The sequence below is a fragment of the Prochlorococcus marinus genome (genome assembly GCF_001180245.1).
GTDB classification, from domain to species: domain Bacteria; phylum Cyanobacteriota; class Cyanobacteriia; order PCC-6307; family Cyanobiaceae; genus Prochlorococcus_A; species Prochlorococcus_A marinus_F.
The window spans coordinates 12,875-35,856 of the sequence record NZ_CVSV01000040.1 but is presented as its reverse complement, the minus strand read 5'-3'; the positions used below and the strand labels follow the sequence as shown (position 1 = coordinate 35,856).

General features: G+C 32.8%; 26 protein-coding genes. 15 read left to right on the top strand and 11 right to left on the bottom strand.

Translation table 11 applies throughout. The features are described 5' to 3' along the window. The 3 genes from AMO19_RS01435 to AMO19_RS01425 all read left to right on the top strand — a co-directional run. On the top strand, nt 1-900 hold a 900-nt coding region (locus AMO19_RS01435), incomplete at its 5' end, for an FAD-dependent oxidoreductase (protein WP_179850470.1). A 12-nt stretch (nt 901-912) separates the two neighbouring features. Next, nucleotides 913-1,800: an indole-3-glycerol phosphate synthase TrpC gene (trpC, locus tag AMO19_RS01430; RefSeq protein ID WP_075507044.1), complete on the top strand. Its 888-nt coding sequence runs from the start codon at nt 913-915 to the stop codon at nt 1,798-1,800. A gap of 55 nt (nt 1,801-1,855) precedes the next feature. Then, on the top strand, nt 1,856-2,527 hold the full coding sequence (locus AMO19_RS01425) for a hydantoin utilization protein A (RefSeq protein WP_075507043.1): 672 nt from the start codon (nt 1,856-1,858) through the stop codon (nt 2,525-2,527). Here the strand turns inward: AMO19_RS01425 and sodX are convergent. The 3 genes from sodX to AMO19_RS01410 form a co-directional block, all read right to left on the bottom strand. Further along, entirely contained in the window at nt 2,486-2,878 is a 393-nt protein-coding gene (sodX, locus tag AMO19_RS01420) for a nickel-type superoxide dismutase maturation protease (RefSeq protein WP_075507042.1), read from the bottom strand. The two genes, AMO19_RS01425 and sodX, sit on opposite strands and share 42 nt — an antisense overlap. A gap of 8 nt (nt 2,879-2,886) precedes the next feature. Further along, nucleotides 2,887-3,360, bottom strand: a complete 474-nt coding sequence (gene sodN / locus AMO19_RS01415) for a superoxide dismutase, Ni (protein ID WP_075507041.1) — start codon at nt 3,358-3,360, stop codon at nt 2,887-2,889. A gap of 78 nt (nt 3,361-3,438) precedes the next feature. Beyond that, nucleotides 3,439-4,011, bottom strand: a complete 573-nt coding sequence (locus AMO19_RS01410; protein WP_075507040.1) for an FKBP-type peptidyl-prolyl cis-trans isomerase — start codon at nt 4,009-4,011, stop codon at nt 3,439-3,441. 85 nt (nt 4,012-4,096) lie between these two features. On the opposite strand from AMO19_RS01410, the gene AMO19_RS01405 reads away from it, so the two are divergent. Then, nucleotides 4,097-5,584 carry an acyltransferase gene (locus AMO19_RS01405; protein WP_075507039.1) on the top strand — a complete coding sequence of 496 codons (1,488 nt, stop codon included), beginning with the start codon at nt 4,097-4,099 and terminating at the stop codon, nt 5,582-5,584. On the opposite strand, the gene mnmA is transcribed toward AMO19_RS01405, so the two are convergent. Next, a complete protein-coding gene (gene mnmA / locus AMO19_RS01400; protein ID WP_075507038.1) occupies nt 5,577-6,734 on the bottom strand; it encodes a tRNA 2-thiouridine(34) synthase MnmA in 1,158 nt (385 codons plus the stop codon). The genes AMO19_RS01405 and mnmA overlap by 8 nt on opposite strands. 46 nt (nt 6,735-6,780) lie before the next feature. Here mnmA and AMO19_RS01395 point away from each other — a divergent pair, with 46 nt between their 5' ends. Next, nucleotides 6,781-8,346, top strand: coding sequence for a bifunctional ADP-dependent NAD(P)H-hydrate dehydratase/NAD(P)H-hydrate epimerase (locus AMO19_RS01395; RefSeq protein ID WP_075507037.1), 1,566 nt, complete (start codon nt 6,781-6,783; stop codon nt 8,344-8,346). Nucleotides 8,347-8,485: 139 nt separating this feature from the next. Further along, on the top strand, nt 8,486-9,427 hold the full coding sequence (locus AMO19_RS01390; protein WP_075507036.1) for an RpoD/SigA family RNA polymerase sigma factor: 942 nt from the start codon (nt 8,486-8,488) through the stop codon (nt 9,425-9,427). A 1-nt stretch (nt 9,428) separates the two neighbouring features. Here the strand turns inward: AMO19_RS01390 and pdhA are convergent, their stop codons facing one another. Continuing rightward, nucleotides 9,429-10,502 (bottom strand): pyruvate dehydrogenase (acetyl-transferring) E1 component subunit alpha, encoded by a 1,074-nt coding sequence (gene pdhA / locus AMO19_RS01385; RefSeq protein WP_075507035.1) that lies wholly within the window; start codon nt 10,500-10,502, stop codon nt 9,429-9,431. A gap of 113 nt (nt 10,503-10,615) precedes the next feature. Between pdhA and AMO19_RS01380 the strand changes: the two genes are divergently transcribed. From AMO19_RS01380 to AMO19_RS01360, 5 genes are all read left to right on the top strand, one after another. Beyond that, nucleotides 10,616-12,721, top strand: a complete 2,106-nt coding sequence (locus AMO19_RS01380; protein WP_075507034.1) for an IMS domain-containing protein — start codon at nt 10,616-10,618, stop codon at nt 12,719-12,721. Between the two features lie 47 nt (nt 12,722-12,768). Further along, nucleotides 12,769-14,238 (top strand): signal recognition particle protein, encoded by a 1,470-nt coding sequence (ffh, locus tag AMO19_RS01375; protein WP_075507033.1) that lies wholly within the window; start codon nt 12,769-12,771, stop codon nt 14,236-14,238. Between the two features lie 54 nt (nt 14,239-14,292). After that, the gene (rpsP, locus tag AMO19_RS01370; RefSeq protein WP_075507032.1) at nt 14,293-14,658 is read left to right on the top strand and encodes a 30S ribosomal protein S16; all 366 of its coding nucleotides are present in this window, start codon (nt 14,293-14,295) and stop codon (nt 14,656-14,658) included. Nucleotides 14,659-14,694: 36 nt separating this feature from the next. Continuing rightward, nucleotides 14,695-15,651: a PhoH family protein gene (locus AMO19_RS01365; RefSeq protein ID WP_075507031.1), complete on the top strand. Its 957-nt coding sequence runs from the start codon at nt 14,695-14,697 to the stop codon at nt 15,649-15,651. 73 nt (nt 15,652-15,724) lie between these two features. Further along, nucleotides 15,725-16,462, top strand: coding sequence for a Bax inhibitor-1/YccA family protein (locus AMO19_RS01360; protein WP_011818901.1), 738 nt, complete (start codon nt 15,725-15,727; stop codon nt 16,460-16,462). Between the two features lie 51 nt (nt 16,463-16,513). Here the strand turns inward: AMO19_RS01360 and AMO19_RS01355 are convergent, their stop codons facing one another. Further along, the gene (locus AMO19_RS01355) at nt 16,514-17,041 is read right to left on the bottom strand and encodes a hypothetical protein (protein WP_075507030.1); all 528 of its coding nucleotides are present in this window, start codon (nt 17,039-17,041) and stop codon (nt 16,514-16,516) included. Between the two features lie 38 nt (nt 17,042-17,079). On the opposite strand from AMO19_RS01355, the gene era reads away from it, so the two are divergent. From era to larB, 4 genes are read left to right on the top strand one after another with little or no spacing between them, the layout of a single operon-like run. Next, the gene (gene era, locus AMO19_RS01350; protein ID WP_075507029.1) at nt 17,080-17,991 is read left to right on the top strand and encodes a GTPase Era; all 912 of its coding nucleotides are present in this window, start codon (nt 17,080-17,082) and stop codon (nt 17,989-17,991) included. After that, nucleotides 17,992-19,212 (top strand): tRNA (guanosine(37)-N1)-methyltransferase TrmD, encoded by a 1,221-nt coding sequence (gene trmD, locus AMO19_RS01345; RefSeq protein ID WP_075507028.1) that lies wholly within the window; start codon nt 17,992-17,994, stop codon nt 19,210-19,212. It abuts the gene before it with no gap. Continuing rightward, nucleotides 19,209-19,655 carry a TIGR03792 family protein gene (locus AMO19_RS01340; RefSeq protein ID WP_075507027.1) on the top strand — a complete coding sequence of 149 codons (447 nt, stop codon included), beginning with the start codon at nt 19,209-19,211 and terminating at the stop codon, nt 19,653-19,655. The genes trmD and AMO19_RS01340 overlap by 4 nt, the downstream gene beginning before the upstream one ends. Continuing rightward, nucleotides 19,652-20,308 carry a nickel pincer cofactor biosynthesis protein LarB gene (gene larB, locus AMO19_RS01335; protein ID WP_075507026.1) on the top strand — a complete coding sequence of 219 codons (657 nt, stop codon included), beginning with the start codon at nt 19,652-19,654 and terminating at the stop codon, nt 20,306-20,308. The genes AMO19_RS01340 and larB overlap by 4 nt, the downstream gene beginning before the upstream one ends. Nucleotides 20,309-20,312: 4 nt before the next feature. Here the strand turns inward: larB and AMO19_RS08705 are convergent, their stop codons facing one another. The 5 genes from AMO19_RS08705 to AMO19_RS01320 all read right to left on the bottom strand — a co-directional run bounded on the left by AMO19_RS08705 (nt 20,313) and on the right by AMO19_RS01320 (nt 22,977). Beyond that, on the bottom strand, nt 20,313-20,444 hold the full coding sequence (locus AMO19_RS08705) for a hypothetical protein (RefSeq protein ID WP_257008927.1): 132 nt from the start codon (nt 20,442-20,444) through the stop codon (nt 20,313-20,315). 67 nt (nt 20,445-20,511) lie between these two features. Further along, complete coding sequence (locus AMO19_RS08385) at nt 20,512-20,679, bottom strand: hypothetical protein (protein WP_011818895.1); 168 nt, start codon at nt 20,677-20,679, stop codon at nt 20,512-20,514. A gap of 112 nt (nt 20,680-20,791) precedes the next feature. Further along, nucleotides 20,792-21,001 (bottom strand): sulfur carrier protein ThiS, encoded by a 210-nt coding sequence (gene thiS / locus AMO19_RS01330; RefSeq protein WP_075507025.1) that lies wholly within the window; start codon nt 20,999-21,001, stop codon nt 20,792-20,794. Then, nucleotides 20,991-22,046, bottom strand: coding sequence for a thiamine phosphate synthase (locus tag AMO19_RS01325; protein ID WP_075507024.1), 1,056 nt, complete (start codon nt 22,044-22,046; stop codon nt 20,991-20,993). Before AMO19_RS01325 ends, thiS begins: the two co-directional genes overlap by 11 nt. Nucleotides 22,047-22,053: 7 nt before the next feature. Next, nucleotides 22,054-22,977, bottom strand: coding sequence for a bifunctional riboflavin kinase/FAD synthetase (locus AMO19_RS01320; protein ID WP_075507023.1), 924 nt, complete (start codon nt 22,975-22,977; stop codon nt 22,054-22,056). Nucleotides 22,978-22,982 lie beyond the last annotated feature (5 nt).

Genomic DNA, 22,982 nt, shown 5'->3' with positions numbered 1-22,982 from the left:
TGGATAGCAATTATTGGAAGCGGATATATAGGTCTAGAATTTGCTGATGTTTATACCGCGCTTGGTTGTGAAGTTACCATGATCGAGGCTTTGGAGAATATTATGCCAACATTTGATCCAGACATCACTAAAATTGCTAAGAAGAACCTTATTCAAGCAAGAGATATAGAAACAAAATCAAATGTCTTTGCGACAAAAATAACACCTGGATGCCCTGTAAAAATAGAACTGACTGATGCAAAATCTAAGGAAGTTGTAGAAACTTTAGAAGTTGACGCTGTACTAGTCGCAACTGGCAGAAGTCCTAATAGTAATAACTTAAATCTTGAGTCGGTTGGTATCGAAACAGTAAAAGGTTTCATTCCTGTAGATGATCAAATGAGAGTTAAGAATGGTGGTGAAATAATACCTAACATTTGGGCTGTTGGAGATGTAACGGGTAAACTAATGCTTGCTCATACAGCTGCAGCGCAGGGTACTATTGCTGTTGATAATATTTGCGGAGGTAATGTCGAAATTAACTATAAAAGTATCCCTGCAGCAACCTTTACTCACCCAGAGATAAGTTCAGTTGGTCTTTCTGAAGTTGAAGCTAAAGAGATATCTATAAAAGAAAATTTTACTTTGGGAGTTGTCAAAAGTTTCTTTAAGGCTAATTCAAAAGCATTGGCTGAATTAGAGAGTGATGGATTGCTTAAATTGATTTTCAATAAAGATAATGGGAAAGTATTAGGGGCTCATATTTTTGGGTTACATGCAGCTGATTTAATTCAAGAAATTTCGAACGCTATTTCAAGGAACCAAGATGTAATTGAATTATCTAAAGAAGTTCATACTCATCCTACACTTAGTGAAGTAGTTGAGGTCGCATATAAACAGGCGGCTTCTCAAATAAAATAATATCTAAAATTAATGGAGATAAGACGCAGACCACCAAATCCAACAGTAAGGGTAGAAAATTTAGAATATGCTGTACCTCATAGAGAAGCACAAGCAAAAAATATTCTGGAAGAAATTGTATGGCACAAGGATATTGAAATTAAGAATTTTAAAAAGATAGTCTCTTTAGAAGATCTCATCAAAAAGATTGAAAAACTTCCTACTCCCAAAGATTTTTACAAAAATATCTTGGAGTCAAAAATAAAACCAGGAGTTATTGCTGAAATAAAAAAAGCTAGTCCGAGTAAAGGAGTTATTAGAAAAGATTTTAACCCTGAAAAGATAGCAAATTGTTACGAAGGATTAGGTGCATCATGTATCTCAGTACTTACCGATAAAAGGTTTTTTCAAGGTAGTTATGAAATACTCGAAACTGTAAGGAAATCAACTAATCTCCCTCTACTCTGCAAAGATTTTATTATTTCTGCTTATCAGATTTATAAAGCAAGGGTATCTGGTGCTGATGCAATATTATTAATCGCTGCGATTTTAAGTGATGATGATTTAATTTATTTAAAGAAAATAGCTGATAATTTAAAGATGAGTGTTCTTGTTGAAGTCCATAACTCTTTTGAATTAGAAAGGATTCTAAAGTTAAAATCTTTTAATTTGATTGGAATAAATAATAGGGACTTAAAGACTTTTAAAACGGATTTAAAAATATCAAAAGAATTGATGCATACATATGCAGATATATTTTTAAAACAAAATATTATTCCCATTAGTGAATCTGGAATTAATAGTGCCGAAGATTTAGAATCGCTTAGATCTATTGGAATCATGGGAGTATTAATTGGTGAAACTTTTATGAAAGAAACTGATATTGAACAATCTTTCAAGAATTTATTTAACTCAATTTAATATTGACTTCAAATCGTGCTATAAAATTTAATAAACAGAGTTGTACTGAATATATATGCAGGCTGTAATTTTAACAGGCATAGTCGCAGGATTTGTGCATGTTGTTAGTGGCGCTGATCATCTAATTGCAATGGCACCAGCAGCGATAAATAATCCTCAAAAAGCTCTTAAAAATAGTTTCTCATGGGGCTTGGGACATTCTTCAGGAGTCCTCTTGTTAGCTTTTCTAGCAATTTTTATTAAGGATATTACGCCATTAAACAAATTTTCTAGTATCGCCGAATTCCTAGTTGGAATTTCACTTCTAATTGTTGGAGTATTTGCTATGAAAAATTCTTTTCAATTAAGTATCCACTCGCATTCCCATAAGCATGAGAATGGAATTGCCCATCGTCACTTTCACGTTCATGTTAAGGAACAAAAAAATAATAATAAGCACTCACATGCTTTGACTGGTTTAGGATTGCTACACGGTATAGCTGGAGGTTCACATTTTCTTGCAGTTCTTCCTGCTTTAGCACTACCTTTAACAAGCGCTTTCTTATATTTGATTTCATATATGATTGGTTCACTTATAAGTATGAATCTTTTTACTTGTTTAATATCTTTTACTACCTTTAAAGCAAGTCAAAAATTTATTAAAAGATTAATAGCTGTAGCAGGAGGGCTTTCCTTTTCTTTGGGATTATTTTGGATTCAAAGAAGTGCTTCTGTTTTTTTGAACTAAAAAGTTTTTTAATTTAGGAGAAATTACTTTAGAGGTGACAATCCCAATTATTTTTTCGTTATTGATTAATCCAAATTTATTGCTATCTTCGCTAAATTCAATATTGTCGCCAATAACCTCAAAGTTATTTTGCTTTACTGAATTAATCCTTTTTATTAGGCTTTTATTTTTAATTGGATGATTAAAAATAACTATTTGTCGATTTTTAAGTATTGATTTATTCTTTTTATATTTTTTATAAAAAACAATGTCACCCTCTTTTAGGTAAGGAAACATGGATTCACCACTAATAATCGCGGTTTTTCTTAAACCTAAAAAAAATAAAATAAAATCAAAAAAACTTTTGAAGATAACTCTGGTTAACTAGCTTTTACAAAAGCGTCTGATCTTCCTTTTGAAGCCCAGAAAATGTTATGAATTTTTTCTACATAACTCATGAGTTCTTCAGCTTGGCCTAAGTCAATATTAACTTTGCATGAACTGCATAATTTGGCCGCCTTCCAAATGGTTTCATGTAAGTCTGGATAAGTTTCTAAGTGAACTGGTTTAAAGTAATCTGTCCACAAAATTAGAATCTCTTTCTTTGTTTCTTTTGCTTGCTCTTCTTTAACGGCAACATATCTAGAAAATGTATTACTGTATGCAGCCCACTCTGCTGAATCAGTGCTAGAAGGAGCTTCTAATGCAATAAGTTTTTTTGTCATTGACAAAACAGCTTCGGCTGCCACTCTTGTAGATGCTGGGTCGTAAACACCACAAGGACCATCGCAGTGAGCATGCACTGTCATTGGGGATTTTTTATCTAGAAAAGAATTGATGAATTTACTTAACATTTCAAATATTTGGTGTTGTATATATATTACTTGGAGATCAACTAAATTGAAAAGTCTTAGATATTTTTCTTACTTAATTTAATTGACTTTTAATAATTCAACTTCAAATATTAATGTCGCATTAGCAGGAATTACATTTCCAGCTCCTCTTGATCCGTATCCAAGTTCCGGAGGTATTGTTAATTTTCTTTTGCCTCCAACTTTCATGCCTGCTACACCTTCGTCCCAACCTTTTATTACTCGTCCAGCACCCAAGGGAAAGCTGAATGGAGCTCTGCCTATACTGGTATCAAATTGTGTCCCGTCTTCTAGTGTTCCTGTGTAATTTACAGTAACTGTTTGCCCAGCACTAGCCTCATCTCCTTCCCCGTTTACGATATCTGCAATAATTAGACCACTATCTGTAGTCCTTGAATTGTTGTCTAATGGTGTTTCTTCTGCCATAGCGAAAAGTATAGGATTTGGATCAGATGGGTCTAGTTCAAATAAATTATTATTTGAGACATTTGATGAATTTGCAACAGGTGCTCTTTGAACTGACTGAGTTTCTGATTCAGCAGCATTTACAACTTGAGGTGAATTAAATTGACTGAAAAGAGTTAATGAAACACAAAAAACAAAAACTGCAAAACTGATAAAGACTTCTTTCACTTAATTTTGAAAGTTACTAGAACTAAGTCTACAGAATGAAGGTACAATAAATGAGTGATTATAAATTTAATTTCGTAATTTTAGATTGTTAATCCCAACTCAATTTAAAAGTCTAAGACAATATTTTTTCCCTTGTTTAGGAGGGATTTTTGGAGGAATTTCAGTTTCAAGTAATTTTTGGCTGTTTTTTATGCCGATATCTTTATTTATTTTATGGAAGGGAAGTGAAAGGAGAATAGCAAATTTTTCTTGGGGTTTTTTCTTTATCTTGATAAGTCATTCTTGGCTTTATGATCTTCATCCATTGACATGGCTTGGGTTTTCATGGCTTACAAGTTTAATAATCACCATTTCAATATTATTATCTTGCGCTTTTTTGGGTGGAATATTAGTTTATTTATGGGGATTTTTAGTTGAAATCATTCTCTGGAAAGACGATGTTTTCAAAATGAAAATATTATCTTTAACAGTAAAAGTATTTTTTTTATCTTTGACTTGGGGTATTGGTGAATTGATACTTTCTCAAACACCTTTTTTTTGGATAGGTTTAGGAGAGAGTCTTATCCCAGGTGATATTTATCTTGCTGGTTTAGCAAGATGGATTGGTGCAAGTGGTTTATGCGTATTACAAATATTGATTGGATTTTGGATTTTTTATATTCAAGGTAGATGGGAAAGAAAACTTTACTTTAAAAAAATATTTCTTTTAGGACTTTTGGTTTTTATTTTCTTACATTTATTTGGAGGTTTAACAACTCCAATTAAAAGAAATTATGAATATCCAGTAGCTATTTGGCAAACTAATATACCAACAAGAGAAAAATTAAAAATAAATGATGAATTTATTGAAGAAAAGCTATCTATCGCTCAAAAGTATGCTTTAGCCAATCAAGCAAGACTTCTTGTTGCTCCTGAAGGAACTCTATATAAAAATTTTTATTTATCTAAAGGCTTTAAGGTTAATACCTTGGCAGGAGGTTTCAGGAATTCTAATAATGAGTTAAGAAGTTCTTTACTCGGATTTCAAATTGGAGATAAATCTTTTACCTCATTTATAGACAAACAAAGACTTGTTCCATTAGGTGAAAAAACACCTAGTTTTCTAGATAGTTTTTCAAGAGGATTATCTGCTGTAGGAGGAATTAAACCTGGCTCTGATTCAAGATTGTTTGATCCTAAATTTTCACAACCTCTTGCAGTGGCTATTTGTTATGAAATTAGTGATGGATTGAAAATAAGAAAGGCTATTAATAGCGGTGCAAAACTAATAATAACTGCAGCAAATTTAGATCCCTATCCAACTAAGCTTTATAATCAATTCCTGTCTTTGGCAAGATTGAGAAGTATTGAAAATAAAAAAGATAATCTACTTGTATCAAATACTGGTCCTTCGGGTTTAATTAAAGATGATGGGAAAATAATTCAACTTCTAGATTTAAATGAGGAGCAAAATAAAGTAGTTTTCCCTAATTTTTCATCCCATAAGACCTTATATACAAAATTTGGAGATAAACCTATTTTTTTATTGTTTATATTTTTTATGGGATTAAATTTCTTTTGGAAAATTAATTAATTAATCCGCCACCCAATAGAATTTCTCCTTTATAAAAAACTGCAGCTTGTCCAGGTGTTACCGAGCTTTGACTTTCTTCAAAAATTAATTTATATGTTTTAGTTGGATTATCTAAATTTTTCAAAGGTACTAAAGTTCCTTTTACTGGATGGCTTCTATATCTGATTTGTGCTTCTACTTCTATTTCTTGTTTAGGTTCTTCGATTGAAACCCAGTTAACCTTACTAATTATCGCTTCTCTATTCAATAGATCACTTTTATCTGCTACACAAACTATGTTTTTTACCCTGTCTAAACTTTTTACATATAGTGGTTCAGGCCAAGCAATCCCCAAACCTTTTCTTTGACCTACTGTAAAGTGCTGGATACCATTGTGCGTTCCAAGGACTTTCCCATTTACATGAACAATTTCTCCTTCTTTGGGTTCAATGTGTTCGTCGATAAATCTCTGCATTGATCCATAATGCTCAACTAAACATAAATCTTGACTTTCTGGTTTTTGAGCAGTTCTAAGGCCTAATCTCAGGGCTTCTTTTCTTGTCTCTTCTTTTTTCATTTCACCAAGAGGAAATTCTAATCTGCTTAGTACTTCTTGTGAAAGAGAATAAAGAAAATAACTTTGGTCTTTGTTTTTGTCAGCACCTCTGAGAAGAAGGAAGTCCTTAAACACAAAGCTCTTGCAATCAAGTGTTCCAGCATAAGATGATTTTTTTATCCTTGCATAATGTCCGGTCGCAATATGAGTAAAGTCTTTTTTGTTAATTGCGTAATTAAGCATCTCTTCAAACTTCACATTCTTGTTGCACATCGAACATGGCAGTGGAGTGAATCCTTTCTCATAGCTTTCAGTAGTTTTTTTAATTACCTCTCTTTCGAAAATTTCTCTTGAGTCTATTATTTTGTGATCAATTCCCAAATCTTCACAAAGGCCAGCAGCATCTACTAATCCTTCAGAACAACAGGAGCCTTGTCCTTTCATTAGCCAAAGAGTTAGTCCCTCAACATTCCAGCCTCTTTCTACAAGTAGAGCAGCTGAAAGAGAACTATCTACGCCACCAGAAAGCCCTACAATAATATTTTTCTTCTTTTTAGTTTTATTATTAGAAGAAAAAAAGTTCTCTAATTTTTTATCCTTTTGTGTTTTTAACATGGGAGTTTAAATTTTTGAACAGTTCTTCAATTGCTTTGTACTAATTATGAACGAAATTGTATGGCCAACAATTGATTCTAAACATTTAATTGTTGATTCAAAGCAAATGTTGATGGTAGAGAAAGAAATGTTTTCTGATGGAATGCCACAAGAAGCATTGATGGAAAAAGCTGGCATCCAAATTAGTAGATGGCTCTTAAAAAAGAAACCTCTTCTAAAGAATGGAATAACTGTTTTTATAGGTCCTGGGCATAATGGGGGGGATGGTGCAGTAATAGCTAGAGAGCTTTTTTTGAAAGGTTTTTATGTTCAGGTATGGTGTCCATTCCCAATAAAAAAAACACTAACAAATGATCACCTTAGTTATCTTACATCTATTGGTGTCACAAAATTAGTAGAGCCACCTGATGCAAGTGGGAAAGAACTTTGGATTGATGCAGTTTTTGGTAATAATCAAACAAGAAAAGTTGATGATAAATTAATTAAATTGTTTAATCAAAAATTTCATAAAAAATCTGGAAAGATAATAAGTATTGATATTCCAACAGGATTATGTCCTGATAAAGGAGAGCCTTTTTTAGAAGATGCAGTTAAGGCAGACTATACCTTGGCCATTGGTCTTTATAAGATTGGGTTGACCCAAGACTCTGCTTTACCTTTTATTGGAGAATTGCACCATATAGATATTGGGATGCCTACTAGTAAGCTGTCCAAAATTGATAAAAAGATTTTTAAGGTTACTTACAAAGATATAAAAAATATTGGGTTACCTTTTTTACCAAAAAATTCCAACAAATATCAAAGAGGTAGAACATTACTAATAGCCGGGAGTGAAAAATATCCAGGTGCTGCATACTTGGCATTAAAAGGCGCCATATCAAGTGGAGCAGGCTTTATCTCTGCGGTCCTTCCTGGGATAGTTGCGGAAACTATTTGGCAAGTTGCCCCAGAAATAGTTATAAAAGAAACTATGCAATCCAACCTAAATGGAAATGCATCTTTATTTAGTGCATTAAAGAATATTGATTTAAGTGCATTTGATTCATTAGCTGTCGGTCCAGGAATAGGAATTGATAATGATGATTGGCAAAAATCAAAAGATTATCTTATAGATTTTGGAGGATTATTGATCTTGGATGCAGATGCTCTTAATAGAATTTCGGAATCTAAGTTGGGTTCAAATTTCTTTTTAGAGAGAAAATTTAAAACATGGATTACACCACATAGCAAAGAATTTGGAAGATTATTTCCTAATATAAAATCTAATACCAATGTTGGGTTTGCTCGTGATGCGGCAAAAGAATTCAATATCAGTATTTTGTTAAAAGGAGCAAACAGTATAATTGCTGATAAAAAAAACGTATGGCAACTTTTTGGAACCGATTCTCAGACAGCTCGAGCTGGATTGGGTGATCTTTTATCTGGTTTTGTAGCTGGTAGTTCTGCGATTGATTTAACCTTGTGCAGAAATATATCAACAGATTGTTTTGCTAAATATGTACTTTTGCATTCATTTGCTGCATCGAAGTGCAAAAGTGGGTCAAATGCTTCTGCTATTGGTGACGAACTGGCAAAATTAATGAGAAATACAAAAACGAGACAAATATCTTGAAAGAAACAATTTAAGAGGGTTTTTTATAGCTTTAAACACATAAGTGTACAAATATTACTTGAAATCTGAAGCGCGCATTAAATATTTGGCCATTTCTTAAAAAGTGTAGGAGAGTTTTACTACCTAATTAGGTCAAAAAATGGTCTCATCATTACCAACTCAATCAGAACAACCAAAAAGGAGGGGTAATGATCCAATAAGTTGGTATTTGCAGAATATAGGTAGAGTTCCCTTATTAACACCTGCTGAAGAGATTGAACTGGGTAATCAAGTCCAGAAGATGATGATTCTTACAGAAGATGGACAATTAAATGAAAAGATTAATGATTTTACAACTCAGCAAAAAAGAACTATAAAAATTGGTCGAAGAGCTAAAGAAAGAATGATGAAAGCTAATTTAAGATTAGTTGTAAGTGTGGCAAAAAAATATCAAGGTAAAGGACTAGAATTACTTGATTTGGTACAAGAAGGTTCTCTAGGGTTGGAGAGGGCTGTTGAAAAATTTGATCCAACAAGAGGATATAAGTTTTCTACTTATGCCTTTTGGTGGATTAGGCAGAGCATGACAAGAGCAATTGCCTGTCAATCAAGAACAATACGTTTACCTGTTCACTTAAGTGAAAGGTTAGCTTCTATTAGAAAAGTTAGTAGGGATTTATCTCATAAGCTTGGTGCTATGCCAAGCAGAATTGAAATTGCAGAGGCAATGGAAATTGATGTTGAAGAATTGGATTCTGTTTTAAGACAAGCCTTATCAACAAGTAGTTTGGATGCTCCAGTAAATGGTGATGATGGCAGGAGCTTTTTAGGTGATTTAATTGCAGATAGTAATAATGAAGAGCCTTTAGATCAAGTCGAACAGAAAATGCATCAAGAGCAACTTGGTAAGTGGTTAAGTCATTTAAGCGAGCAAGAACAACATGTTCTCAAACTAAGGTTTGGACTTGATTCAAATGAGAGACATACGCTTGCAGAAATTGGAAGATTATTGGAAGTTTCTAGAGAAAGAGTAAGACAAGTTGAACTTAAGGCACTAAGAAAATTAAGGAATTTAACCAGAAAATTACCTAGCGGTATTTAATCTAATCTTCTGCCCAAATATATTTGGTTAATTCTTCTGAAGGGGGTTCGGGAGCTTCAATAGCATTTTTGACTGACTCCGATATCTCTGCATCAATTTTCTTTTCAATAATTTTTAATTCTTCTTCTGTTGCAAATTTACCGTCAACAATTTCTTTGGCTAATTTCTTAATAGGATCTCTTTTCCCCCAAAACTCCTTTTCTTTTTCAGACCTTAATTCATCTGGATCTGCGAGAGAATGTCCTCTATATCTATAGGTCAAACATTCTAAAAGTGTGGGACCTTCTCCTGCTCTAGCGCGCTCAATAGCTCTTTGTGCTGCTCCTCTAACTGCTAATACATCCATTCCATCTACTTCCTCGCCATGCATACCAAAAGCAGACGCTTTTCTCCAGATTTCAGGATTACTAGTAGCTCTATCGTGAGCCATACCAATAGCCCATTTATTATTTTCAACAACAAAAATTATGGGTAATTTCCATAACTGGGCCATATTTAAACATTCAAAAAACTGACCATTATTGCAAGTCCCATCCCCAAAGAATGCTGCAGTTACTGCATCACTATTACTATTACCAGTAACTTCCTTTTTGTATTTACTTGAAAAGGCTGCCCCTAATGCAACTGGTATTCCCTCTCCAATAAATGCATATCCTCCGAGTAAGTGATGCTCTTTTGAAAATAAGTGCATGGATCCACCTCGGCCTTTGCTACAACCAGTAGCTTTACCAAAAAGTTCACTCATTACTTCAAATGAGGGGACCCCCGCACTTAGTGCATGAACATGATCGCGATAAGTACTACAAAACCAATCATGTTTCTTTTTCATGGCGCCAATTACTCCCGTACTTATAGCCTCTTGACCGTTATATAAATGAACGAAACCAAACATTTTTCCTCTGTAATACATTTCTGCACACTTATCTTCAAACCTACGACCAAGCGTCATGTCTTCATAAAGAAATAATCCAGTTTCTCGATCTAATTCGGCCTTTTTTATGTCTGGAAGATTTGAGATTCTCTCTACGTGTGTTTCCAAGAAAAATACCTTAACGAAGTTTTGATTTGTTAACATTCTAAGCCGTTAAGGGCGATTTTCATGATTTTTTTTAATAACTCTGTAAGACCTTGTGAAAAAAAATTTTAACTTGATAAAATTTGTCTAAGAATTTTCAATAGGATATTTGTTTGGAACTTCCTTTAGACCATTTTCGTTTAATTGGCGTAAGCCCCTCTGCAACTTCTGAGGAAATACTAAGGGCGTTTCAATTGCGTTTAGATAAAACACCTGATGAGGGTTTTACTTATGAAGTATTAACTCAAAGATCTGAGTTGCTCCGCCTTACTGCCGATCTACTTACAGATCCAGAAAGCAGAAGAGAGTATGAAAATTTGTTATTAAATGGGAATTCTGGATTGGATTTTTCCTCAAATAGAGAAGTAGCGGGATTAATACTTCTTTGGGAATCGGGTTCACCAAAAGAAGCGTTTAAAATCACGAGAAAAGCATTGCAGCCCCCACAAACTCCAGCTTTAGGGAGTAGTAGAGAAGCTGATTTAACATTATTGGCTGCTTTAACAGCTAGAGATTCCGCAATTCAAGAACAACAGCTTAGATCCTATTCAAACGCGGCCGACTTTTTACATGAAGGAATACAACTTCTACAAAGAATGGGAAAGCTTGGAGACATAAGAAAAGAACTTGAAGAAGACTTGGTTGCTTTGCTTCCTTACAGAATCCTAGATCTACTTAGTAGGGATCTAAATGATCAAGAGTCTCATAAAAAAGGCTTAAGTATGTTGGAAAATTTAATAATCAAAAGAGGTGGTTTAGAAGGTAATAATAAATCTGAATATAAAGATTATTTAAATCAGCAAGAGTTTGAAGCTTTTTTTCAACAAATTAAGCCATTTTTGACAGTGCAAGAACAGATTGATTTGTTTCTTGAATTACAAAAAAGAGGATCATTAGAAGCAGGATTTTTAGCTTTTCTATCCTTAACAGCTATTGGTTTCTCTAGAAGAAAGCCAGAAAAATTATTTGAAGCGAGGAGAATTTTAAAAAAACTAAATTTATCTGGTCTTGATTCAATGCCTCTAGTTGGTTGTCTAGATTTGCTTTTAGCTGATATTGAACAGGCCTCAGCAAGGTTTTCGAGTAGTTCTGATGAAAATTTACGAGATTGGCTCAATAGTTATCCTGGAAATAAGTTAGAAGCGATATGTATTTTCTGTAAAAATTGGTTAGAGAATGATGTTTTAGTTGGATATAGAGACATTGAATCAAAAGAGGTTGATTTAGATTCTTGGTTTGAAGATAGGGAAATTCAAGAATTTATTGAAAAATTAGAAAAGAAATCAAATAAAATTGTAATTAGGTCAAATCTTCAGAGCCAACAGATTGAGAAGGAATCTTCCACAAAACCGACTGAAGACTTTGATAATTTATTGGACAATATTGATGAAAGGAAATTACCTTGGCCTGGTGGTATAAAACTAGATTATGATAAGGTTGAGATCAAAGAAAATGATTTCAATAAGGAATTTTTTAAGAAAAAACCAATACAGTTTTATAGTTTTTTAATTGAAAAAATTGCTGAATTAAAGTTTAATTTTGGTGAATTCTTAAAGGATAAAGAGATTATTGATCGTACGCCTTATTTAATTTATATCTATGCGTTTTTGATCTTATTTGCATTTGGTATTGGCATTGGATTTTTAAGAAATAATTTAAAAAAGTCAATTCAGGACGTATCTACTACTGAAAAACCTTTAATTGCCATAGATAAAAATCAAAAGCTTAGTGACATAGATATCATTCAAGAAATAAAAAAAAATCCTTCAAGCAAATTGAATTCTATTTCTGAGAAATCTACTTCAATTATTTCCTATGAATTTAAAGAACTTAATACAGCTTCACCTTCTCTGGATGACATAAGTAATTTAATTAATGGATGGCTTTTAAGTAAAAGTAATTATTTAGCAGGGAAGAGTGAAATAAATCTTTCTAACATCGTTAGTAAAGGTCTTATTGATCGAACAATCGTCGAAAGACAGAACGATATCAAGAAAGGTATTTACAAGGAAATAAATTCCCAAATACGTAAGATTGATTTGGAATCGCAAACTTCATCTCGAATAGTTGTTTTAGTGGAATTAAATTACTTAGAGAGAATATTAAAGAATTCTGGAGAATTTGTTAATGAAACATCATTAAATCCCCTTAAAGTTAAATATATTTTGGGTTTTTCAAATAAATCATGGAAATTGGTCGATTTCGTGAGCGGCTTGTAATTACAAACTTCAAGATCATCTATAATAATTAAAACTACTTTTTAATAATGTTTGATGAACTCTCGTCACGCTTTGAAGACGCAGTAAAGGGTTTAAGAGGCGAAGCGAAAATTAGTGAAAATAATATTAACGATGCTTTGAAGGAGGTAAAAAGAGCACTCCTTGATGCAGATGTTAGTTTGTCTGTAGTAAAAGAATTTATAACAGATGTTAAGGATAAAGCTATTGGAGAAGAAGTAGTTAGGGGTGTAAACCCAGGTCAAAAATTTATAGAAGTTGTAAATAAAGAATTGATTAACATTATGGGGAATGAAAATTCTCCATTAAACGAAAATGAAAATAGTCCTACAGTCATTTTGATGGCTGGACTTCAGGGAGCGGGTAAAACAACTGCAACAGGAAAATTAGGACTTTATTTAAAGGAAAAAGATAAAAAAGTTCTTTTGGTGGCTGCAGATATTTATCGACCAGCAGCTGTAGAGCAGCTTAAAACATTGGGAAGTCAATATGAATTGGAAGTTTTTTCAGCTAAAGAAAAAAATAGCAAACCGGAAGAAATAGCAAAGGAAGCATTGAATTTTGCTAGTGAAAATGACTTTAATTCGATAATTATTGATACCGCAGGAAGACTGCAAATTGATGATTTAATGATGAGCGAGATGGTTCGAATAAAAGAAGTCTCTAATCCTGATGAGGTTTTGCTTGTTGTTGATTCAATGATTGGGCAAGAAGCTGCAGACTTAACAAAGTCATTTCATGAAAAAGTAGGAATCACAGGGGCGATATTAACTAAGTTGGATGGTGACTCAAGAGGCGGAGCTGCTTTATCAATAAGAAAAATAAGTGGTAAACCAATCAAATTTATAGGTGTAGGTGAAAAAATAGAGGCACTGCAACCATTCCATCCAGAGAGAATGGCTAGCAGAATTTTAGGCATGGGCGATGTATTGACACTTGTTGAAAAAGCGCAAAAAGAAGTTGAACTCGCTGATGCAGAAGCGATGCAAAAGAAACTTCAAGAAGCGACTTTTGATTTTAATGATTTTGTAAAGCAAATGAGATTAATTAAAAGAATGGGTTCACTTGGTGGATTGATCAAATTGATTCCCGGAATGAATAAGATAGATGATGGGATGATAAAAGATGGAGAAGATCAACTTAAGAAAATAGAATCTATGATCTCGTCAATGACTATTGAGGAGAAACAAAAACCGGAAGTTCTTGCCGCTCAACCCTCAAGAAGACAAAGAATCGCTCAGGGTAGCGGTTATGAAGCAAAAGATGTAGATAAAGTACTAGCTGATTTTCAAAGAATGAGAGGTTTTATGAAACAAATGTCTAACGGAGGAATGCCAGGAATGGGAGGAATGCCAGGAATGCCAGGAATGCCAGGAATGGGAGGGATGCCAGGAATGGGAGGAATGCCAGGAATGCCAGGAATGGGAGGGATGAGTGGTAATAAACCAATAAAAAAACAAAAAAATAATAAAAAGAAAAAAGGTTTTGCCGATTTATAGTTTATATATTTTTACCTTTAAATGATATTATTATTAAAAATGCATTAATTTACGATGATTAAATTGCGCCTTAAGCGCTTTGGAAAGAAAAAAGAGGCAAGTTTCAGAATTGTTGCATGCAATAGTACTTCCAGAAGAGATGGTAGACCTCTACAAGAACTAGGTTTTTATAATCCCAGAACTAAGGAAACCAGGCTTGACACAGAAGCTCTAAGAACAAGACTTACGCAGGGTGCTCAGCCAACTGATGTTGTTAGAACTTTATTAGAAAAGGGTGGGTTATTAGAAAAAATTGAAAGACCATCTATTGCAATTGGTAAAGCAAAGTTAGAGAAGGAAAAACTAGCTAAGGCTAAAACTAAAGACGAAGAAAATGATAGTAGTAAAGCTGAAAACGAAAGTAATGAAGCTCAAAGCTAATCATTTGATCAATTTTTATTCTTATTCAATAACTAGATGAAGGAAGTTTCCAAAACTGGTCACTTCAAAATTGATTTGCCAAGCTCTGATGCCGCTACAGCATTATCTGGACCTGGTAATTCTTTCTTAAAAAAATTTGAGTCTCTTACAGGAGTTTCTTTAACTATAAGAGGCTTACAGCTTGAGATGAACGGTGTCATATCTAAAATTGAGAGAGCCTCAGCATTAGTAGAACTAACAAGGCCAATTTGGGAACAAGGGTTAGAAGTCCCAGAGGTAGATCTTAAAGCGGCTTTAAGTTCTTTAAATATGGGTGAATCGTCTTCACATGCTGAACTTGGAAAAAAAATTCTTGCACGTTCAAAAGAAGGAAGATTTTTAAGACCAAGAACTATAAGGCAAAAAGAATATGTTGAATCAATTGAAAACTTTGATCTTACGTTCGCAATTGGCCCAGCTGGAACTGGCAAGACATTTTTAGCAACTGTTTGCGCGGCAAGGCTATTGAACGAGAAAAAAATTGAAAAAATTGTTTTAACCAGACCAGCTGTAGAAGCTGGTGAAAGTTTGGGATTTTTACCTGGTGATTTGCAACAAAAAGTAGATCCGTATTTAAGACCCTTATTTGATTCTTTACATAGTATTTTCGGGTTTGATAGAACAAATTCGTTAATTGATAAGGGAATAATTGAAGTTGCTCCTTTGGCATTTATGAGAGGAAGAACTTTAGATAATTCTTTAATTATCTTGGATGAAGCACAAAATACTACTTGCTCTCAAATGAGAATGTTTTTGACCAGATTAGGAGAGAGATCAAAAATGGTTGTAAACGGAGATATTACACAAATTGATTTAAAAAAAGATCAGGAAAGCGGCCTCATCGAAGCATCGAGAATTTTCTCTAAAACAGAAGGTATAAAATTTTGTTATTTAAATATTGAAGATGTAGTTCGTCATCCTTTAGTTCAGAAAATTATTGAGGCTTATCAATAAATTTATAACTCTGGAGATCCGTACCCTGAAATTTTAAAAATCAAGTAGAATAGGATCATATTTAATAAAGAAAATGCCAGCAAGTAGTAATTTCAATCAAGCTATTCGTGAAGCGCAAACTAGTTCAATTGTTGGACCAAACGTTGTTCAAAAAGCTTTACCTTATGTAGGTGGAGGTATGGTTCTAACTTCTTTAGGAGTTTTAGCTGGTGTCTCACTGATAGCAACAAATCCTGGTCTTTTCCAGCCTCTTTCAATAGTTGCATTAATTGCAGAATTGATTTTGTTTTTTATAGCCACAAGTGCTGCAAATAATGCAAATAATGCTAAAGCACTGCCATTGTTGACAGGATTTAGTTTGTTAACTGGATTCACATTAAGTGGAATAGTTGCATTAGCAATAGGAACAATTGGTATTGGTTCGGTTGGAACAGCTGCCTTGGCAACTGGTATAACTTTCGTTATTGCCTCTTACACTGGCCAAAGAATGAGTGATAGTGTTGGTCAAGCACTAAGTGGAGTAGTTGGTCTTGGATTAATAGGTCTGCTTATAGCAATGTTTGTCCAATTAATTGGAGGATTCTTTGCTCCAGGAGTTTTTGGAGGTTCAGGACTCGAATTGATAATTGCAGGATTTGGAACTGTCTTATTTGTTGCAATGTCTTTTGTTGATTTCTATACAATGCCAAGAAGATATAATGATGATCAATACCTTGCTGGAGCTTTAGGTATGTATCTAACTTATATAAATCTTTTTGTTTTTATATTGAGATTAATGATTGCACTACAAGGTGGTGGAAGAAGAGATTAAACACATAACGTAAATAAGTAACGTAAAGCGTAGATTTGTTTCTACGCTTTTTTATTGGGCGATATCAAGAATTTGTTGTTTTATGAATTCCTTTTGCTCTGAGTCATACTTTACTGAATTATCAAAACTATTGCCCATATCATCTAAGTCTCTAAGGACTTGATTGACAGACTTTGCAACTGACTTAGTTTCTAGCAGTCTTAAAATAACCTTACATCTATCTGAAATGTTTTCTGATTTTATCTCATATTCATGATTATTATCTCTTCGATGAATTATAATTTGAGCGGAACTCATTATTAGATTTTTTACTACTATTTCTGTTACAGCATCACCACCTTCGTTCAGTTTATAAATTAGTGAATAAGGAAGCTTATCTAACAAAAAACAATCCTTATCTGATAAAGCGTATGCAAAAAATCCTCTGAGCCCATTTCTTGTTTTAGTTAGCTCTGCGATTCTATCTGCTAAAACCTCTTCGCTGAGTAAATCTTCATCCCACTCTTTGCACCATTGTGCGGATATGTTTATTGCTTGCGCGAATGAAGCTTCTTTTAAATTTATGGTTTTTTTTTCCATTTTTGATCAGAATTTTATTATTGATGCATTAAAAGTCTTTGGCCAATTATAGATCTGGGTTCGTAACTTTACTAGGAAGACCAAATGTCGGTAAATCTACTTTAATAAATAAATTGATTGGAGAAAAAATAACAATTACCTCTCCAATAGCGCAAACTACCAGAAATAAATTAAAAGGAATACTTACTACAGACAATGGCCAAATAATTTTTGTTGATACGCCAGGTGTTCATAAACCTCATCATCGACTTGGAGAGATATTAGTAAAAAACGCAAAATCTGCAATTAATGGAGTTGATTTAGTGATTTTTGTAATCGATTCAAGTGAAGAACCTGGTAGAGGTGATGAATATATTTTGAACTTTCTAATAGCAAATAAAACTGAGTTTATTGTGGCATTAAATAAGTGGGATTTGGTTATTAAAGAATTTAGGAATTTACGGTTAGACCAATATAGAAGATTTTTTGGAATTAATAGAAACTTTCAAATTGTAAGTGCTTCTCAAGGAGAGGGATGTTCTGAAATAGTCGATATGGCACTTAATTTTCTTCCAGAGGGACCAAAACTTTATGGCGAAGAGACGATTTGTGACCAACCATTAGATAACTTATTATCTGATTTAGTAAGAGAACAGGTATTGAAAAATACAAGAGAAGAGGTCCCTCATAGTGTCGCAGTAAAGATAGAAAAGAGAGAGGAAATGAAAAGAAAAAATGGCAAAGTTTTTACAGCCATTTTGGCTACTATTATTGTTGAAAGATCAACTCAAAAAGGCATTCTTATTGGAAAGAAAGGTTCAATGTTAAAAATGATTGGTCAGTCAGCAAGATCAAATATGTCAAAATTAATTGATGGTCCAGTTCACCTAGAGTTGTTTGTGAAAGTTGTTCCAAATTGGAGAAAAAAAGAATCAAGGTTAATTGAGTTTGGTTTTGAGGAAGATTTCTAGATGAGTGATTTTAATTTTGATGTAATTACGTTGTTCCCTAAAGCTTTTGAATTAATAAATAATTTAGGGGTCATAACAAAAGCTCTAGATAAGAATTTGATCGATGTAAATTTACATGATTTAAGAGAATATGGAGAAGGTTCTTACAGACAAGTAGATGATAAGCCTTACGGAGGAGGAGCAGGTATGGTATTAAAACCTGAACCTATTTATAAGGCATATGAATCAATTAGAAAATTACCAAAAAGTAAAACTTTGCTGATGACCCCACAGGGTAAAGTCTTAAAGCAAAAGGATCTTGCGAGATGGTCCACTTTGGATCAAATAATAATTATTTGTGGTCAATATGAAGGTTTTGATGAAAGGATTAGATGTTTAGCTGATGAAGAGATATCGATAGGCGATTATGTACTTTCTGGAGGTGAAATACCCGCTGTATCTATAATTAACGGTTTGACTAGATTATTACCAGGAACTCTTGGTGATCCAGACTCCTTAGTCGATGAGAGTCATAATTCTTCTTTATTAGAATATCCTCAATATACTAGGCCGTTAACTTTTAGAGATATGAAAGTGCCAGATATTCTAGTGAGCGGTAATCATGAAGAGATTAAATCATGGAGAAGAAGAAAAAGTTTTGAAAGAACATTGGAGAGAAGAAGTGACTTAATTTCAAGAGAAAACTACAAAAAATTCCCACAAAGTAAGAGAATAATAAAAGAAAATAATCAATTCATGAAATTTAGAATAGGTAATGGATACGATATTCACAGACTAGTAGAGGATAGAGATTTAATTATTGGAGGTGTAAAATTACATCATCCTGAAAATTTAGGATTGGATGGTCATAGTGATGCTGATGTTTTAAGTCACTCAATAATGGATGCATTATTGGGAGCACTTTCGCTTGGCGATATAGGAAAGTATTTCCCCCCGTCTGATGAAAAATGGAAAAATGCTGATAGCTTGTTTTTGTTATCAAAAGTAATTGATTTGATAAGACATGATGGTTGGGAAATAAATAATGTTGATAGTGTTCTTGTTGCCGAAAGGCCAAAAATCATGCCACATATAAAACTAATGAAAAAAAACATTTCTGAAATCTTAAATATTGATGAGAATTTAATTGGTATTAAAGCAACTACGAATGAAAAATTGGGTCCAGAAGGGAGAGAAGAGGGTATAAGTTGTCATTCGATAGTTCTACTTGAGAAAAAATGAGATTTAATTTAAATTTGAAAAAAAAAATTCAACGATTTTGTTTATTATTAGTTTGCTTAGTAGTTTTAATTTTTCAATCTGATATTCCTAATTTAAAAGCTATTACAATGGATAGTTTTCAAGATGAAATGGTTGTAGAGGAATTAAGACTTAAAGTTCCTGCCGTTTCAAAAGCAGCATGGTTAAATGCTGAAAAAGAAATCTGGGATCCATGGTTATCTTCTCAAGAGGGTTTTATGGGGAGACAATTATTTTGGGATAAAGAAAAAGAAGAAGCTTTAATATTGGTAAATTGGAAAAGTAAAAAATTATGGAAAAACATACCAATGTCAGAAGTAAATATAGTCCAAGAAAAATTTGAAGATAATGTTAAAACTGCCTTAAATGTAGAAAATAATCCTTTTGAATTAATTTATGAGGGAGAGTTAGATAAGCAAGGATGAATTTTGATATAAAGTTTGATTTTCAAAGAAGAGATAGGCTTGGACTCATTGAGGCTATTTGGGGTCAAGATAAGAGTATCGACCAATTAGAGAGATTATCTGAAAATGTATTAAGTAAAAATGAGGTTGTTTTCATTACTAGGATTAATAATGAAAAGGCTAATTATCTTTTAAATTTGTATGAAGATGCGCGATTCTATGAAGAAGCAAATTGTCTAACAATTGGGAAAAATTTGAATAAAATAAATACTAATAAGAAAGTTGCCATAATTTCAGGCGGCTCAAGCGATTTGGCCGTAACGCTTGAAGCACAATTAGCGCTTGAAATTTATGGAGTGAATTGTCAATCTTTTATAGATGTTGGAGTAGCTGGACTTCATCGATTGATGAGTCAGTTAGAAGAGATTAATAAATATGATGTATTGATAGTTTGTGCGGGAATGGAAGGAGCTTTGGCAACGGTTGTGGGTGGATTGCTGGCACAACCAATAATTGCAGTACCTGTCTCAGTCGGATACGGAGTTAGCAAAGATGGAGAAACTGCTTTAAATAGTATGTTGTCAAGTTGTTCTCCAGGTGTAGCAGTTATGAATATAGATAATGGTTACGGAGCAGCAATGGCCGCTCTTAGAATTATTAAAAGTATTTCCTAAATAATCACTTTTTTTCTATTTCTAATAGGTTTTCTATCCATAAATTAAGTTGTTTTGATAGCATACCTTCCTCTTTCATTTTGATTGCTTTTATCACTACTTCTGTATTTACCCACTCTGGAAATCTTTTCGGCATTTATTTTTATATTCAGTATTTTTAATTTGGTACAAATTTTTATAAAAACAAGATCCAAGTAACAAATTTAATCTTTTATGTTTGATTTTGTACCTAATCTAGACAACTCAGATGAGGTATGTTCACTTTCTACATTTTTTAACCTTTCAATTAGCTCAGAAAGGTCTTTATGTGCTAACTCCCCATTTTGCTCCCATTTTAGAGACCTTGAATTGTTATCAATTTTTTCTTTCATTTTTAAATTTAAGTAATAAAAATATAAAACGAAAAAAGGAGAAATTTGGTTATTGTTTCAAGCCTAAACTTAAAAAAATATGAAGATTTTTAATAAATTAAATATTTTTGTTTTATCCACCACCAACTATTGAAACAATTTCTAAATTATCGCCATCTTTAAGCTTCACTTTTTCCCATTTCGTTGAATTTATAATTAAATTATTTAACTCTACTACAATTGTGTTTGGTTTATATCCCATATTGTTAAGAGCTATCGATAGCAGAGCATTTTCTTGATCAAGTTCTATTTTTTTTTCTTCTCCATTTACTCTAATTTTCATGAGACAATTCTTTTAGAATTATCATAGCGTCTTCTTTAGGATCTTCAGAATTCATTAATTCCGAAACTAAGGCAACTTTTTTAAACCCATTTCTTTTTAAATATGAAATATTATTTGACTTGATTCCTCCAATAGCAAACCAAGGAATATTTAAATCCTTTGTTAGTGTTTTAATATTTTCAATACCTAAAGGTTCTTTATTTTTTTTTGTTGTAGTTTCAAATACTGGCCCTATTCCTATGTAATCACAACCCTCATTAAGGGCATTTGAAATGTCAATTGCATTATTTGCACTTATACCGATTATTTTTGAATATCCTAATAGTTTTCTTGCGGTTTTTAAGTCTAAATCGTCTTGACCAAGATGAATCCCATCAGCGTTAGATGCCAGAGCTATATCAAGTCTATCGTTAACGATAAACAAAGAATTATATCTTTTACATAGATTTTTAATCTGAATTGCTTCTTGAAGATGATCTTGATCAGTTCCAGTTTTAAATCTATGCTGAATAATTTTTACTCCCGCAATTAGAATCTCTTCAATTATTTCCAATAAATTTTCCTTTTGATCTGTGATTACATATAAGTCATTTTCTTTTAAAATTTTCTCCGACTTCTTATACTTGCTATAACTTAATAAGTCAATTTCAATAGTATAAATTTCATATCTAATTTCAGAAGCGATTTTTGAAAGCTCATGATTCTGCAGCCTTGAGAATTCTTCTATGACTCGTAATGCTTCTTGAACTCTGGCTGAATTAGAACTTACTATTTGCTCGGAAGTTTTTCTTTTGAATTGCTCTTGATGAGTCAATCCTTTACATTTGTCCTCAATGTGATTTCTAGATTGTTTATAAACTTCTAAATGATTTTTTCCTAAAATTTGTCTAAAATTTTTAATCTTTTCAACATATTGTTCTTTGCCTAGGCCAAATCTAGCCCAATCCTCTAATACTCTTAGTCCTTCTCTGGCTCTATCTAAATTAGCGTCAATAATTTGATAAATTCTTAAATCTTCATTGTCTTTAGTATTGGAATTCTGCATTTGTAATTTATTTTTTGTAGTTTTTAAAAATTTTCAGAGCATTATCTCTATCTTTTTTAATTTGATTAGAAAGTTGATCTATATTTTTGAACTTGATTTGAGATCTAAGTTTTTCAACTGGTTCAACAGACAGATTTAGACCATAAAGATCGATATCTTTATTTATTAAATGAACTTCAACTGCAGATGGCAATAAAGGATTTATTGTTGGTTGCGTGCCAAGATTCATAACAGATTCAATTTTTTTGTTGGAATTTTCTATGGTTGTCCAAGATGCGTAGACTCCTTCTCCAGGTAAAAATTTTCTGCCATCTATTTCAAGATTTGCGGTAGGCCATCCTATACTTTTGCCAATTCCTTTACCTTTAACGACCTTTCCATTAAAACTATAAGGCCTATTAAGAATTTTGAAAGCATTTTTCAGATCACTTTTCTCTAATAGATCTCTTATTCTGCTGCTGCTGATTCTACCTTCTTTGTCTTCTAAAATTGGAATAATTTTTAGTTTAATATCCGTATCCTTAATCATATTTTTTATTGTATTTATATCTCCACTTCTTCTGAAACCAAATTTAAAATTAGCACCTACAGAAATGTTTTTTGCTTGTAATTGATTGATCAAAATATCCTTTACGAATCTCTCCGCACTTAATTTAGATAGTTCCATATCAAAAGGAATCAGAACTAATTGTTCAATCCCCAGATCTTCAAGAATAGATAGTTTTTCATTAGGGAGATCTAGTCTAAGACGCATCTCTTTGTAAAGAACTTCTCGGGGATGAGGCCAGAAGCTTGCAATTGTTGGGGTATATTGATTTTCTTCAACTACACTTTTTATTAATTGTCTGTGGCCAGCATGAAGGCCATCAAAACTTCCAATAGCTATTGAGGTAGGACTCTTAACTTCAGATGGCGATATTAAAGAGATCAAAAGAT

Coding starts and splice junctions, on each gene's coding strand:
- AMO19_RS01325 (WP_075507024.1), bottom strand. CDS start 22,046: ATGCAGAATTCCAATACTAAAGACAATGAAGATTTAAGAATTTATCAA.
- AMO19_RS01360 (WP_011818901.1), top strand. CDS start 15,725: ATGCCAGCAAGTAGTAATTTCAATCAAGCTATTCGTGAAGCGCAAACT.
- rpsP (WP_075507032.1), top strand. CDS start 14,293: ATGATTAAATTGCGCCTTAAGCGCTTTGGAAAGAAAAAAGAGGCAAGT.
- larB (WP_075507026.1), top strand. CDS start 19,652: ATGAATTTTGATATAAAGTTTGATTTTCAAAGAAGAGATAGGCTTGGA.
- ffh (WP_075507033.1), top strand. CDS start 12,769: ATGTTTGATGAACTCTCGTCACGCTTTGAAGACGCAGTAAAGGGTTTA.
- AMO19_RS08385 (WP_011818895.1), bottom strand. CDS start 20,679: ATGAAAGAAAAAATTGATAACAATTCAAGGTCTCTAAAATGGGAGCAA.
- AMO19_RS01390 (WP_075507036.1), top strand. CDS start 8,486: ATGGTCTCATCATTACCAACTCAATCAGAACAACCAAAAAGGAGGGGT.
- trmD (WP_075507028.1), top strand. CDS start 17,992: ATGAGTGATTTTAATTTTGATGTAATTACGTTGTTCCCTAAAGCTTTT.
- mnmA (WP_075507038.1), bottom strand. CDS start 6,734: ATGTTAAAAACACAAAAGGATAAAAAATTAGAGAACTTTTTTTCTTCT.
- AMO19_RS01395 (WP_075507037.1), top strand. CDS start 6,781: ATGAACGAAATTGTATGGCCAACAATTGATTCTAAACATTTAATTGTT.
- AMO19_RS01365 (WP_075507031.1), top strand. CDS start 14,695: ATGAAGGAAGTTTCCAAAACTGGTCACTTCAAAATTGATTTGCCAAGC.
- sodN (WP_075507041.1), bottom strand. CDS start 3,360: ATGTTAAGTAAATTCATCAATTCTTTTCTAGATAAAAAATCCCCAATG.
- AMO19_RS01425 (WP_075507043.1), top strand. CDS start 1,856: ATGCAGGCTGTAATTTTAACAGGCATAGTCGCAGGATTTGTGCATGTT.
- trpC (WP_075507044.1), top strand. CDS start 913: ATGGAGATAAGACGCAGACCACCAAATCCAACAGTAAGGGTAGAAAAT.
- AMO19_RS01340 (WP_075507027.1), top strand. CDS start 19,209: ATGAGATTTAATTTAAATTTGAAAAAAAAAATTCAACGATTTTGTTTA.
- pdhA (WP_075507035.1), bottom strand. CDS start 10,502: ATGTTAACAAATCAAAACTTCGTTAAGGTATTTTTCTTGGAAACACAC.
- AMO19_RS08705 (WP_257008927.1), bottom strand. CDS start 20,444: ATGCCGAAAAGATTTCCAGAGTGGGTAAATACAGAAGTAGTGATAAAA.
- AMO19_RS01355 (WP_075507030.1), bottom strand. CDS start 17,041: ATGGAAAAAAAAACCATAAATTTAAAAGAAGCTTCATTCGCGCAAGCA.
- thiS (WP_075507025.1), bottom strand. CDS start 21,001: ATGAAAATTAGAGTAAATGGAGAAGAAAAAAAAATAGAACTTGATCAA.